Annotated in this window: 10 protein-coding genes; all 10 read right to left on the bottom strand. The window is 62.2% G+C overall.

The window, feature by feature from the left end:
* Window positions 1–3: 3 nt before the first annotated feature.
* Window positions 4–471, bottom strand: a complete 468-nt coding sequence (locus DWV48_RS02350) for a hypothetical protein (protein WP_118653079.1) — start codon at window positions 469–471, stop codon at window positions 4–6.
* Window positions 472–572: 101 nt separating this feature from the next.
* Window positions 573–2,225 (bottom strand): C69 family dipeptidase, encoded by a 1,653-nt coding sequence (locus tag DWV48_RS02345; RefSeq protein ID WP_118653077.1) that lies wholly within the window; start codon window positions 2,223–2,225, stop codon window positions 573–575.
* Complete coding sequence (gene folD, locus DWV48_RS02340) at window positions 2,225–3,088, bottom strand: bifunctional methylenetetrahydrofolate dehydrogenase/methenyltetrahydrofolate cyclohydrolase FolD (RefSeq protein WP_118653075.1); 864 nt, start codon at window positions 3,086–3,088, stop codon at window positions 2,225–2,227. Before folD ends, DWV48_RS02345 begins: the two co-directional genes overlap by 1 nt.
* 136 nt (window positions 3,089–3,224) lie before the next feature.
* Window positions 3,225–4,892: a formate--tetrahydrofolate ligase gene (locus DWV48_RS02335; protein ID WP_118653073.1), complete on the bottom strand. Its 1,668-nt coding sequence runs from the start codon at window positions 4,890–4,892 to the stop codon at window positions 3,225–3,227.
* A 65-nt stretch (window positions 4,893–4,957) separates the two neighbouring features.
* Window positions 4,958–6,025, bottom strand: coding sequence for a Holliday junction branch migration DNA helicase RuvB (ruvB, locus tag DWV48_RS02330; protein ID WP_118653363.1), 1,068 nt, complete (start codon window positions 6,023–6,025; stop codon window positions 4,958–4,960).
* Entirely contained in the window at window positions 6,025–6,651 is a 627-nt protein-coding gene (gene ruvA, locus DWV48_RS02325) for a Holliday junction branch migration protein RuvA (protein ID WP_118653071.1), read from the bottom strand. Before ruvA ends, ruvB begins: the two co-directional genes overlap by 1 nt.
* On the bottom strand, window positions 6,648–7,172 hold the full coding sequence (ruvC, locus tag DWV48_RS02320; protein ID WP_118653069.1) for a crossover junction endodeoxyribonuclease RuvC: 525 nt from the start codon (window positions 7,170–7,172) through the stop codon (window positions 6,648–6,650). The genes ruvA and ruvC overlap by 4 nt, the downstream gene beginning before the upstream one ends.
* 79 nt (window positions 7,173–7,251) lie before the next feature.
* A complete protein-coding gene (locus DWV48_RS02315) occupies window positions 7,252–9,219 on the bottom strand; it encodes a hypothetical protein (RefSeq protein WP_118653067.1) in 1,968 nt (655 codons plus the stop codon).
* Window positions 9,220–9,415: 196 nt separating this feature from the next.
* Window positions 9,416–9,781 (bottom strand): desulfoferrodoxin family protein, encoded by a 366-nt coding sequence (locus DWV48_RS02310; protein ID WP_118653065.1) that lies wholly within the window; start codon window positions 9,779–9,781, stop codon window positions 9,416–9,418.
* Between the two features lie 304 nt (window positions 9,782–10,085).
* Window positions 10,086–13,889 carry a DNA polymerase III subunit alpha gene (gene dnaE, locus DWV48_RS02305; RefSeq protein ID WP_118653063.1) on the bottom strand — a complete coding sequence of 1,268 codons (3,804 nt, stop codon included), beginning with the start codon at window positions 13,887–13,889 and terminating at the stop codon, window positions 10,086–10,088.
* Between the last annotated feature and the right edge of the window lie 235 nt (window positions 13,890–14,124).

Below are 14,124 nucleotides of genomic sequence, written 5' to 3'. Positions count from 1 at the left end.
CTATTACGCGTCTCGAGCCTCGTCCGCGCCTAGATCGGCTTCGTCGGCGTCGACGACGACAGCGTCCTCGACCTCGACGGTCACCGTATCGTCGTCGACCGAGTCGATGAGGTCACGCACATGCGCCATGAACTCGACGCGCTCGGTCTTGGTCAACAGACGCACGCGAGCGAGAATCAGCTCGTCAAGCACGCGCTCCGCTGCCGTTGCACCCCGCTCGCTCAGACGCTCGGTGACATCGGAGAAGGTGCCGCCGGCCTGCTCGAAAATATCGGACATGGAGCGCGCGAAATCGGGAGTCTCTCTATCATGGCGAACGTGCTCACCGCGCGAGTTAAGGTCGCGCAGCACCTCTTCACCACGGGCGTTCAGATCCTCGAAGATCTCCTTGCCCTTCTCGGCCGTGACGGCGGCGGCGCCAAAACCGACATTGACCATTCCATTAATGAGCTCCTCGAACTTGATAGCCATGAGAGCCTCCTTGCTCCTCTTTTGTGCGCATGGACGCATCCAGATGAATCCCTTGTACCCAAAACACGCCAAAGGGGACAAACCCTTTGGCGTGCGAAAAGCTAACGCTCGTTGTCGGACATCGCGAAACCGTTCTTCATCGCACAGCTCGTGGTATAGAGCACGGTCGCGAGGAGCTTCTCGGTCTCGCCCTTGAGAGTCTCACAAAGGTCCTCATTCGCACGGGCAAGGGAGGCGGGGATATCGGCGTTTGCGAGGTCAGACACGGCGCGGTCTGTCTCGCGAAGCATCCTGTGACCAAGTGCGCCGACCTTCTCTTGGTACGACTCGACCTTGGCGGACGTCTCGTGGAAGCGTGCGTCGGCCAAGGCGGCGATAACGCGATTTGCCCAGTAGAAATTCTCCGTGGTCACACGCTCCGTGGTGTTGGAGAGATACGCGGGGAACTCATCCACATTTGCGTACAGCGCGACCAGGGCATTAAACACGTTCGAACCGAAGGCCATCCATTGGATGCAGCGCAGAGGCTCCGCCACGTACGGACGAATCTGCAAGACAGCAAGCTGGCTATTGCGATTGATGCCGATTGGACGATAGGCGTTGCGGCTCGCAGGAGTTCCCTTGGAACCGTAGCAGTCGTACGGCGTGCCCTGGAAGTGGGCGGAAAGAACGTACTTGACGTCCTCTATAGTGACTTTGCGCTCGGGCACGCGGCTCCACGGAATATCATCCGACTCCGGGCTGAACGGCGCATCCGGACCATCCCAGCCGTCGCGAGGATTGAGGCAGCGTTGCATGTACCAGGCGCGCGGCGTGTTGTAGACATGGTCGGAATCTGAATGGGAGCCAAAAGCCTCGCGTGGATTGAAGATCTCGCCGGAGATCATACCTTCGCGCACGTCGGCGATGAGGTCCATGAGGTCGGCGACGTACTCCTCATAGGCGTCCGCCTCGTCCTCATCCAAGTCTTCGAGATCCTCATCGAAATACTCCTCGTCGAGAATGTCCTCGGGCTCAAGGCGATTCGCGTTCGTGAGGTTCAGGTGGTTCTCGGACATCCACTGGCGAAGGTCGGGGCTGGCCATGTGCTCGACTTGCTCGCCCTCAGCATCGAGAAGATCGAAATAGTCGATACCGAGCTGGTTGGGCATGGTGACGTAGGCGTCATCGGGCACACGCTTGGCGATCCAGTGGTGACCACCAATGGTCTCGAGCCACCAGATCTCATCCTCGTCAGAAAACGCGATACCGTTCATCTCGTAGGTGCCATACTGCTCGAGCAGGGAACCCAGACGCTGCACGCCCTCACGGGCGGTGCGAACGTACGGCAGGACCACGGTGACGAAATCCTCTTCACCCAGGCCACCGGGAACGGCGGGAACGTAGCCTTCCTCGCCCTCGGTGCCCTGAGCGGGGATGTACTCGACAAGTGGATCGGCACCGAGCACGCGCTCGTTACTCGTGATCGTCTCGGTGGCGCTCATGCCCACGTTGGCGGTGTTGAAGCCCGCAGCTGCCCAGATGCCATGTCCCGGAAGCGCATCCGGGACGCTCGAGTAGCGCATCGGATTATCCGGGAGTTCGAAGCTGAGGTGGGAAAGCACACTCGTATACGTCTTGGGCTGCTCCTCGGGATGCACGACCTTCATCTTCTTGGGCTCGAACTGTCCGTTCGGCGAGTCCTCGTTACGTGCGATGATGGTCGAACCGTCGTAGCTCGCGTTTTTGCCGACCAGAATAGTTGTACAAGCCATTAGTCCTCCAAACCATGTTGTAGTTTTGCGGCGAGCACCACATTGCTCATGAGCATGGCGCGCGTCATAGGGCCCACGCCCCCCGGAACGGGGGTGATGGCACCTGCCACGAGCTCGGCGGAGTCGAAATCGACGTCACCGCAGAGCCTGCCGGCATCATCGCGGTCCATACCCACGTCAATGACGGCGGCGCCGGGTTTGATCCACGGCCCCTTGATCATCTTGGGAATGCCGCACGCGGCGACCAAGATGTCGGCGCTCTGGCAAATCCGTGCGAGCTCGCGGGGGTCGGTGTGCGAGTGGGCCACGGAGATGGTGGCGTTCTTGGCGAGCAGCATGAGCGACATGGGCTTGCCAACGATAGACGAGCGGCCCACGATCACGGCGTTCTTGCCCGACGGGTCTATGCCATATGCCTCGAGCATCTCCATGATGCCCGCGGGCGTACAAGGACGCAAGCCGGTAAGACCGCGCACGAGCCTGCCGAGGTTCTCCGGATGAAAGCCGTCGACGTCCTTTTTTGGATCGATTGCGGCGACGACCGCCTCCGCGTCCAAGTGACTCGGCAGCGGCATCTGCACGAGGATGCCGGCGATATCCGGATCGGCGTTGAGGCGCACGACGAGATCCATGAGCTCCTCTTGCGTCGTTTGCTCGGGAAGCTTGAAGTCCCGCGACGGGATGCCGCACTGCTCGCAGTCGCGAAGCTTGGCACGTACGTACGTGGCGGAGCCTTGGTCGTCTCCCACGAGCACCACGGCAAGACCGCAGGCAACCCCCTGCTTGGTCAGGCCCTCAACCTCGGCTGCCGCGCGGTTGCGCACGTCGGCAGCAAGTTTCTTACCATCGATAATCGTCGCCAATGAAGTCGCTTTCTCTTAGATCGAATAATCGGACCGCGCGCATGCCAAGGGGCGCGCGCCAAAAGGGTACGTCCCCCAATGGCATGCGTGCCAAAGGGATACGTCCCCCTTTGGCACGCGTCACCTCATACATCCACTAGAACAGGCCGGAAATCACGCCGTTGTCGTCAACATCGATATTCTCGGCTGCAGGGACCTTGGGCAGGCCGGGCATGGTGAGGACATTGCCCGTAAGCGCCACGACGAAATGCGCACCGGCGCTCACCTTGAGCTCGCGCACCGTAATGCGGAAGCCCTCAGGCGCGCCGAGGATCGCCGCCTGATCGGTGAAGGAATACTGGGTCTTGGCCACGCACACCGGCAGGTTGCCGAAGCCGTTGTCGCGCAGTTCCGCGAGCTGGCGCTTGGCAGCGGGCGTGAAGTCAACGCCGTCGGCATGGTAGACCTTGGTGGCGATCGCCTCGAGGGCACCGGCGACATCGGCGCCATCCTCGTAGGCGAAGCGGAACTCGCTCGGCTCCTCGACCAGGCGCAGCACCTCGTCGGCGAGATCGAGGGCACCCTCGCCGCCCTTGGCCCACACCTCGGACAGGCGAACGTTCACACCGAGCTTCTCGCACTCCTCCGCGATGAGCGCGAGCTCCGCCTCGGTGTCGGACGGGAAGCGGTTGATGGCGACCACGCAGGGCAGCCCATAGACGTTCTGGATGTTGTCGACGTGACGCAGCAGGTTGGGCATACCGGCGCTCAGGGCATCGAGATTCTCGGTGTTGAGCTCGGCCTTGGCAACGCCGCCGTTGTACTTGAGGGCACGCGCAGTGGCAACCACCACAACGGCACTCGGACGAATGCCCGTCATGCGACACTTGATGTCGAGGAACTTCTCGGCGCCAAGATCGGCGCCAAAGCCCGCCTCGGTAATGGCGATATCGCCGAAGCGCATGGCCATGCGGGTGGCCATCACGGAGTTGCAACCGTGCGCGATGTTGGCAAACGGACCACCATGGACGAACGCGGGCGTGTGCTCGAGCGTCTGCACGAGGTTGGGTTTGAGCGCGTCCTTGAGCAGGGCCGCCATGGCACCCTGAGCCTTGAGCTGGCTGGCTCGCACGGGCTCGCCGGTATAGGTGTAGCCCACCACAATCTCGCCCAGGCGCTGCTTGAGGTCGGAGATGGAGGTGGACAGGCACAGAATCGCCATGACCTCGGACGCGACGGTGATATCGAAACCATCCTCACGCGGGACGCCCTGGGCCTTGCCGCCCAGACCGTCGATCACGTGGCGGAGCTGGCGGTCGTTCATGTCGACCGCGCGTTTCCAGGTGATGCGCTTGACGTCGATGCCGAGGGCGTTGCCCTGCTGGATGTGGTTGTCGAGCATGGCGGCGAGCAGGTTGTTGGCCGCGCCGATGGCGTGGAAGTCGCCCGTGAAGTGCAGGTTGATGTCCTCCATGGGAACGACCTGCGCGTAACCGCCGCCGGCGGCACCGCCCTTCACGCCGAACACGGGGCCGAGCGAGGGCTCTCGCAGGGCCACGGCGCTCTTGACGCCGCGACGGCGCAGGGCATCGGCCAGGCCGATGGTCGTGGTGGTCTTGCCCTCGCCCGCGGGCGTGGGGTTGATGGCGGTCACGAGCACGAGCTTGGCCTCGTGGTCGGAAGGCTCGTTCAGCAGCGAATAGTCGACCTTTGCCTTGTCGAAGCCGTACGGGATGAGGTGCTTAGGATCCACCCCAGCGGCCTCGGCGACCTGCTGGATGGGCCACGGTTCAACGGAATGGGCAATCTCGATGTCGGTCAACATGGCAAGGTCCCTTCTGCACGAGGAATAACTTGTTCAGCATAGCACGGGCATGAAGCTCAGAAGCGTCACAAGGCAATCGTCTCCAGGCCCAGATGCTCAAAGGCAACGGGCGTTGCCATGCGTCCCTGCGGAGTGCGGACAATCAGGCCGCATTGCAGCAGATAAGGCTCATAGACGTCCTCAAGCGTGTTGGCGTCCTCTCCCGTGGCGCTCGCCAAAGTAGACAGGCCCACGGCACGGCCGCGAAACGTTTTGCAGAGCATCTCGAGAATGCGGATGTCCATCCAGTCGAGACCGAGCTCGTCGATCTCGAAGAACGCCATGGCCTCTTGCGCAATGGCCAAGTCGATACTCCCGCCTCCCCGCACCTGAGCGTAATCGCGCACGCGTTTGAGCAGGCGATTCGCCAAGCGCGGCGTGCCGCGGGAGCGTGAGGCGATCTCCTTTGCGGACTCACGGTCGATATCCACGGACAAGATGGACGCGGAGCGACACACGATATCGGCAAGATCCTCGATGCCGTAGTAATCGAGCCTGAACGAAATGCCAAAACGGTCGCGAAGGGGACCCGTGAGCATGCCCGAACGCGTAGTGGCGCCCACGAGGGTGAAATGCGGGATGTCCAGACGAATGGACCGAGCTGCCGGGCCTTTGCCAATCACGATATCGAGGGAGAAATCCTCCATCGCCGGATACAGGATCTCCTCGACCTGACGGTTAAGGCGATGGATCTCGTCGATAAACAGCACGTCACCCGGCTGCAGGTTGGTGAGGATCGCCGCAAGATCGCCCGTACGGGCGATGGCGGGACCGGAAGTCGTTTTGATTTGCGCGCCCATCTCATTCGCGACGACCGCCGCCAACGTGGTCTTTCCCAAGCCGGGGGGTCCAGAGAATATCACGTGGTCAAGACTCTCACCGCGTGTTTGAGCCGCCTCGATGAGGATCTTCAGGCTCTGTTTGATGTGCTCCTGCCCGCAATAGTCATCGAGACGCTGCGGACGCAGGCTGCGCTCGACATCGAGATCATCGGAGATGAGCTCACCCGTCACGAAGCGCTCGCCCTCCCCATGGGAGCCCCGCGCCGCCGGCGTGTCGGCCCATAGATCGGTCGATTCATCCACTTCCCACATCATGCATCCATTCCAAGGCGTTTGAGCGCCGCGGCCAGCAGATCCTCGACGCGCATATCCCTGCCATCATACCCGCCTAACGCCAAGGAGACTTCCGAAGGCGTAAAGCCCATGGATAGAAGTGCAGAGGTGGCGTCGTCCACGGGCGAAGTAGCCGCCGGGGAGACGAGCTCGAGTGGAAGCGGGACGGATCCGGGCGCCTCTGAGCCGGCGAGGCTACGGTCTTTGGAGAACACGCCCTTGAGCTCGAGAATCAGTCGTTGCGCGGTCTTTTTCCCCACGCCGGGCACCGTCGCCATGCCCTTGTCGTCCTCGGTCATGACCAGTGTGTACAACTGCGGGACGCTGAATTTGGAGAGCACGGCGAGCGCGAGCTTAGCGCCCACGCCGCTCACCGCGACGAGCTTGTCGAACATCGTCCGCTCGTCCTTGGAGGCAAAGCCGAAGAGCGTGCAGGAATCTTCGCGCACGACCATGCGCGTGTACAGGCGAACGTCCCCGCCCACCCCGGGCAGAGCCGCGGCGGTCGTGCCGGAGATGCCGAGCTCGAATCCCACGCCGTTGACATCGATGACGACCATGCTCGGCGTGGCCTCGAGCACGCTGCCATGAAGTTGAGAAATCATGCGTACGGGTTTCCCTTCTGTTGAGCGAACACGCCGCCGGTCAGCACTTGAGTGCGTTGCAGATGCGCATGGCACACGGCGCACGCGAGTGCATCGGCGGCGTGATCGGGCTTGGGATCGTGATCGAGGTGCAAAAGCGTACGGACCATGTAGGTCACCTGGGCTTTATCTGCCGATCCGGTGCCAACCACCGCCTGTTTGATTTGCATAGGGGTGTACTCCCCCACCTCAACCCCGCAAAGCGAGCAGGCCACGAGGGCGGCACCGCGTGCATGGGCGGTCGGGATGGCGGAACGGACGTTGGCCCCGAAGTATATTCCCTCAACAGCCGCCTGCTGGGGGTGATAACGGTCGACAACGGCCGTCAGCTCATCGGCGATGCGACGGAGGCGGGCTGCCAAATCCGACCCGGAAGAGGTCTCGATGCAGCCATAGGCACGACACCGCACCTCACCTCGGCGCTCCTCGATGATGCCCCAGCCGGTATTCGCCAAGCCCGGATCGATCCCCAAGATGACCATGCGCCCCCTCCCGCTGTTCGAACGTTTGTTCTACTATAACATGAGCAGACACGGCAGTACGCTAAAAACTCGCGCAGCCTCAGTTCAAGGAGAAGAAGCTGAACCCGCTGGTGGGTGACGCGCCGGGCCCTTCGGAGCCCTCTCCAGATTCCGCCATGCGTCGGAACAGCTCGCGCAGATTGCCCTCCATTTCACGCAGCTCTTCGCGCATGCGCTCCTGGCTTTCCTCACTCATGAGCTCTGCCTGTTGCTCGGGCGTGAGCCCCAACATCTCGCCGAGCATTCCGAAAATCTCGCCACGCGCCTGCTCGCTGCGCTCCGAGCCCTTCCGCTCCATACGACGGTACTCCGCTTCGGCAAAATCTGAGGCGCGCAGGCGCTCCTCACCACGCGTACCCATGTCGGACCAGGCAAGCTGCACAGGCCAAAGTCGTTCGGTGAACCCACGTGCCGAGACGATGGGCGCAGGTGGCAGCATCCGGCGACCGGATTCATTGTGGCGCACAAGCATAAGCAGCAGAGCGGATGCCTCGGGAGAAATCGTCGAGAGGGGCAGGGCATCGATGGCCGCGTTGCGATCGACGTGCGCCTCGAGCGTCGCGTCGATTTGAGCCGAATCGATCGACTCCAGCAGATGCCGGGCACGCTGATCAAGTGCCTCGTCTATGTTGAGCTGGCCAATCGCGTCGCGCACAATCGTGGCTTGGACATGGGAGACCGCCTCGGATCCCATCAGCCGATTGGGAAGTGCAGATGAGACCCGCGCATGGAATTTGGCAACCCACTCGAGCGCGGAGAGATATACGTCGCCAAAAGGCGCGAGGCAACATGGTTGAAGCGTTGCGAGCGTGTTCGCGCGCAGGGCGTAATCGGTCTTGGTGAAGGGAGCGAGCACGAGGGCAGAGAGCTCACGGGCCGTATCCGCCAACAAAAGGGCGTCGATGCCGCGGCGCATGCCCGAGTCGTCAGGAGCCGGAACGTCACGATCGACAAGAAGCGTCGCGCTCGGGGCGGTCCGTTCGAGAAGGCGCATGTGGAGTCCCGTGGCGACCTCGCGCGCAAGGGCAGAGCGCTCGGCTTCGGCCACCTCCTGTGCAGAGGTCAGGGCGTCTTCATGGCCAACAAGCAAGCCGAGGACGTTGCGCGGCCCCAGCGCATCGACCGCCAAAACGGCGAGCAGGCTATTCGGAAGATCGCCGGTAAGGGGCACGATCACGCGTCCAAACCCATGGGCGGCGACGGCGTCGCGCACATGCAGGCGAAGGGCCTCCCACAACCAGATCTCCCGGCGGTACATGGGTAAATCGTGCAGTGCCACCGCATCCACCATCACCCCGCGCCGCACCTCCTGGACAAGGAGGGCCTCCTCAAAACAGGGGGCCTGCGCGACCACACGGCCACCGTCATCCATGACGAAGGAACCGCCTGTGTACACGGCGTCATCATAGCCACCCAAGGGCTCCATGCAGGCGAACCAAACACCCGCCCGCTCGACCTCGGAACGAAAACCGCCCTGCGACACCGAGGCGACGGCCGTGGTAGATGGATCGGTCATGTCAAAGCCATTCACCGGGAAGAAGATGACCATATCGCACCCGTTTGGAATGGAATCGAGGTCGCGCGCGGCATCGAAGGTGGCAGCTATCCTCGTGCCGGCAACTTCGAAGATCGGGGGGCTCCATGGCGATACGGGCAGAATCTCCTGATGCCGTACCATCGTGAGGCGCAAGGGAACGACGCGGCCCTTCCTCAGCATGAAAATCTCGAACAGCTGACCCGACTCGAGTGCGAGAACGGCGGGCGCCAGGCACGCCATTCCCAAGTCGTCGGCGACGCGGGCGAGGCGTTGCAGGACGCATAGCAGATCGTGCTCGAAGTCAGCGCTCTCGACGAGTGTGCCAGGCGTGACGCCGCAAAAGAGCGGCGAAGGCAGGCAGAGCAGGTCCGCGCCCGCCTCATGGGCGATGGCGAGCTGTTGCTCAACGCGCGCGCAGATGCCATCCAAGTCGCCGAGACGAGCGTGTATCTGCGCAAGTGCGAGTTTCATCTGCGAAATCCATCTTTCTTGTTCGTGAGTTCCCCGACTGCGTGTCGGGACATTGCATGCAACCGAGTATACCCTCTTGGAAGTTCGCAGCCGCACGACAAAGGACCTGGCCCCCACAGTGCCCCCATCCGACGGACGGCGATGCACCATGAGGGCCAGGCCCCTGCATCAGACTGACGACTAAGAGAGCGAGTCCTTAGAACTCGGCCTTCCACAGGCCGTGAAGGTTGCAATAGGCGTAAGCGATACCGGTCTTGGCCCCGCCGGCGAAGAAGGTGGTGGGAGCCTGGCCGGGCTTGAGGTAGTGAACCTCCAAGCGACCGGCGGCCTCGAGCGCAATCCACTCGATGTAGTGCTCGGCCTCCATGGGATGCTCGACCTCGCCCACGGTCACGTTAAGGACATGGCCCTCACGCTGCACATCGATTACAGGGACGTGCTTCTCAGTGGCGGCGTCCACCGAGTTCGCGACGACCTCGGCATACCCCGCGGGCGCGACCATGTCGGCATCGATGGCGGCGAGGAACTTGCCCGTCTCATCATTCTTGAAAAACGTTGCCATATCAGTAGATCCTTTCAGACTTCGTTGCAGATGCAATCAAAGGATAGTATGCCCAAATATGCTCCAACGTAACGCGTCGTCCCGTGAGTGCGGGGCATATCGTCCCGCACCCCCGGGACAATCAACTCAGAATAGAGGTGCGAACGCATCGAAAGCGCAGGCCGCCGGAGTCCGCGAGCGCCCGGCTCTTGTCCGCCGCGAGTTCCGCACGCAAAGGAGCGTCCAGTGGACGCTCCGTCTTGCGCAGGACTGCCCGAGCGCCGGATAAGAGCCGGGCGCTCGCGGACTCCGGCGGCGGCTGGGACTAGATCACCGTTACGCGGCCCTTGTTGCCCACGATGCCCTTGACCTCGGCAATAAGCGGAATCGAGCGCGCATTGACTCGCGTGGGAATCTCGGCCCGCATGGTCTGCCCGTCGCCCTGCTCGATGAAGAGCTCGACGCGGTCTCCACCGGGATTGGTGCTCAGCACTGTCGCCAAACGCGCCATGTTGGACTGCGAGAACCGGGCACTCGGAATCATGATCTCGAACACCTTGGGGCGATTGCTCTCGTCGTTCAGCACGAGCGGCTCGATCTCCTGCGCGATGATTTGATCGCCGCGGTCGGAGCGCTCGAGCTTACCCTTCACACGAATGAAGGCGTCGGAGAGCTGCGCTCCCGTCTCAGGGTCCACCTCGCCGTAGAGATACCCTTCGCATTGCTTGTACGTCTTGGGGAAGATGACGACCGTCGCCTCACCCTCCATGTCCTCGAGCTGAACAATCGCCATGGGGTCGCCGTTCTTGGTCACACGCTTGCCCACGCTCGACACCATGCCCGCCCACCAGTACGCTTTACCCTCGGGAATCTCCTGGTTCACGGCGTTGCCCGTGGGGCCCATGGTCTCAAAACCCGTGTCGATCTGCGAAAGGGTGAACTCGCGCGCCTTCGCCAACGCGTACTCGTACGGGCGCAACGGATGGTCGGAGACGTAAATGCCCAAGACTTCCCTCTCGAAAGAGAGCTTCATGTGGCGGTCCCACTCCTGCCCGTCGGGCTCGGGGACGATGACCTCAAAGCCCGACCCCTCGACGTCACCGAAGACATCGAACAGCGACGTCTGACCCGCCGCGCGGTCCTTTTGGCGCTTCACCGCGGCGTCGATGATGTTCTCGGGGTTCTCGCGATCGACGAAGTGCATGAGCTGACGACGCGGATACCCCGTCGAATCGAAGGCACCACCCTTGATGAGGGCCTCGATCACGCGGCGATTCGCCTGACTCGAATCCACGCGTTCCACGAAGTCGTGCAAGTTTTTGAAGGGCCCACCCTTCTCGCGCTCGGCGATGATCGCCTCGGTCACACCCTCGCCCACGCCGCGGATGCCCGCGAGGCCAAAGCGCACTCCCTCGGCGGTCGCCGTGAACTCGGTGCCGGATTCGTTGATGTCCGGAGGCAGGACCGCGATGCCGTCGTGGCGACACGCCGAGACGTAATGCACAATCTTGTCGGTCTTGCCGGTGTAGGAGGTGAGCACCGCCGCCATGTACTCGTTGGGGTAATGGGCCTTGAGCCAGGCGGTTTGCATGACGAGGATGGCATAGCCCGCGGAGTGGGACTTGTTGAACGCGTAGGACGCGAACTCAAGGACGTCGTCCCAGATCTTTTGGGCTGTCTCTCGTTTGTAATCGTTGCGCACCGCGCCGTTCATCCAGTGGTCGTAGATGGTCTCCTCCTCGCCATCGGACCACTTGAACACCTGGTCGGTGAGCATCTTGATCTTCTTTTTGGCCACGGGTTTACGGATACGGGAGTCACTCTCGCCCTTGGAGAAGCCGCACATCTCGACCGAGATGAGCATGACCTGCTCCTGGTAGACCATCGTGCCGTAGGTCTCGCCCAAGATGCCGTCAAGGCGAGGGTCGTAGGAGACCGCCGCCTCCTTGCCGTTCATGCGGTTGATGTAGCTCGCGACCATGCCCGCGCCCAGAGGGCCCGGGCGGTACAGGGCGATTAGAGCGACCACGTGCTTGTACTCGGTCGGCTTCATGTTCTTGATGGTCGCGGTCATGCCCGCGGACTCGACCTGGAACACGCCGGCGGTGCGGCCCGCGCACATGAGCTCGAAGATCTTGGGGTCGTCGAAGGGAATGGCGTCCACGTCGATGTCGATGCCGAAGTTCTTCTTGATGTTGGCCTTGGCCTTGGAGATGACCGTGAGGGTGCGCAGGCCCAGGAAGTCCATCTTGAGCAGGCCCATATCCGCAACCGTATGGCCCTCGTACTGGGTGATCTCCACACCGCCCTTGGTATCGAGCTTGGTGGGCACGTGCTCGTTCACCGCGTCGCGGCAGATGAGCACCGCGCATGCATGAACGCCCTCGCCGCGCGTGAGGCCCTCGATGGACAGCGCCGTGTCGATGATGCGGCGGGCGTCCTCGTCCTTCTGATACGCCTCGACGAAATCCGGGCTGTACAGGTCCTCTTTGCCAGGTTGCTTCTCAAGCACCTGCTTGAGCTTGACGCCGGGATCGCTCGACACCATCTTGGACAGGCGTTGGCCCATATAGACCGGGTAGTCGAGCACGCGCGCAGCGTCGTTGATGGCCTGCTTTGCCTTGATGGTCGAGTACGTGATGACGTGGGTGACCTTCTCGGGACCGTAGAGCTGGCGAACGTGCTCGATTACCTCGAGCCTTCGCTCATCGTCGAAGTCCATATCGATATCGGGCATCTCAGTTCGTTCGGGAGAGAGGAACCTCTCGAACATGAGGCCGTTCGATAGCGGGTCGAAGGTGGTGATGTCCATGGCGTAGGCGACGAGCGCGCCGGCTGCCGAGCCACGGCCCGGACCCACGCCGATGCCGTTTTGCTTTGCCCAGCGCACGTATTCTGCCACGATGAGGAAGTAGGCGGCGAAACCTTTCTCGCAGATGACTTTGTATTCAAATTCGAAGCGCTCGCGGATGTCAACGCCGCCGATCTCCTTGCCATCCCAATCGTCGCCGTAGCGCTTGGCCAGACCCTCCTCGCACTCGCGACGGAACTGGCTCTCATGGGTCTCGCCGGGATCGAGCAGCGGGTAGTTCGGCAAGATGATGCTGTCCCAGTCGAGCTCGACGTTGCACTTCTCCGCGATCTCGAGGGTGTTGTCGCACGCCTCGGGGCAATAGGGGAACAGCGCGCGCATCTCCTCCTCGGTCTTCATGTAGAACTCGGAGCCCTCCATGCGGATGCGGTTGGGGTCGTCGATCTTGGAGTTCGTGCCGATGCACATGACCACGTCCTGGACCGGCGCGTCGTCACGCGTGAGGTAATGGAAGTCGTTGGTGGCGATGACCTTGACGCCCACCTGGCGGGCGATCTCGATAAGGGTCTTGGAGAGCTCCTCGTCGGTGATGCCGGAGTCGGTGGTAATGCCGTGCTCCTGGATCTCGATGTAGAAATTGCCCGGCTCGAAGGTGTCGCGGAAGGTCTCCGCCCACTCGATCGCCTTGTCCATCTCGCCGCGGTCGATGCACTTGGGGATGATGCCCGCGATGCACGCCGAGCTCGCGATGAGGCCCTCGCGGTGGCGGCGCAGATTGTCCAACGTCACACGCGGCTTATAGTAAAAACCCTGCACGGCGGCCTCGGAGACCGTCTGCATGAGGTTGACGTAGCCCGTTTCGTTCTGTGCGAAGAGCACCATGTGGTAGAGCTCGGGCTTGCGGTCGCGCGCGAGCGTCTCGTCGGGGGTGAAATAGACCTCGCAGCCAAAGATGGGCTTGATGACCAGCGGTGGCTTGAGCTCATCGATGTTGCCCTGGGCATCCCACATCGCGAGGTCCTTCATATGCTGCTCGTACCCGCGCGGATCTTTCTCGGAGTCGGGGCACTCGAGCTCGTCGCGGCGGCCCTTCTCGAGGAACGACTTGTCCTTGCTCCATACCTTGTACTCAGGCGTGCCGTGGTTAATGGCGTCGCAGGCGAGGCCGAGCTCGGGGACGCCGTACATGTAGCCGTGATCGGTGATTGCCACGGCGGGCATGCCAAGATCGACCGCGCGCTTGACCATGTCGCCGATGCGCGTCGCGCCGTCGAGCATGGAGTAGACGGTATGGTTGTGCAGGTGGACGAATGCCATGTGCTATGGCTCCTAACTGATGTGCTGAGAATATCCTCGAGGCCCTTCGACCCCATTTCGAACGCTATTGATTCTAACCGAGCGAGCGGACAGAACGCATGTGCGCCCCCGGCTCGTGGAAGGCACACAGTGTGTTCGATTACGCGACCGGGGGCGCGAGGGCAAACGGTAGCACAAGTAGCAAAAACTTCGCGATTTGGGCGTGCGGCAGAAATCTTGGAGACCGGGGCCTCCG

Source organism: Collinsella sp. AF08-23 (assembly GCF_003479805.1).
Taxonomy (GTDB): Bacteria; Actinomycetota; Coriobacteriia; order Coriobacteriales; family Coriobacteriaceae; genus Collinsella.
Note: the sequence above shows the minus strand (reverse complement) of the source record. Positions and strands in the feature narration are given on the sequence as shown.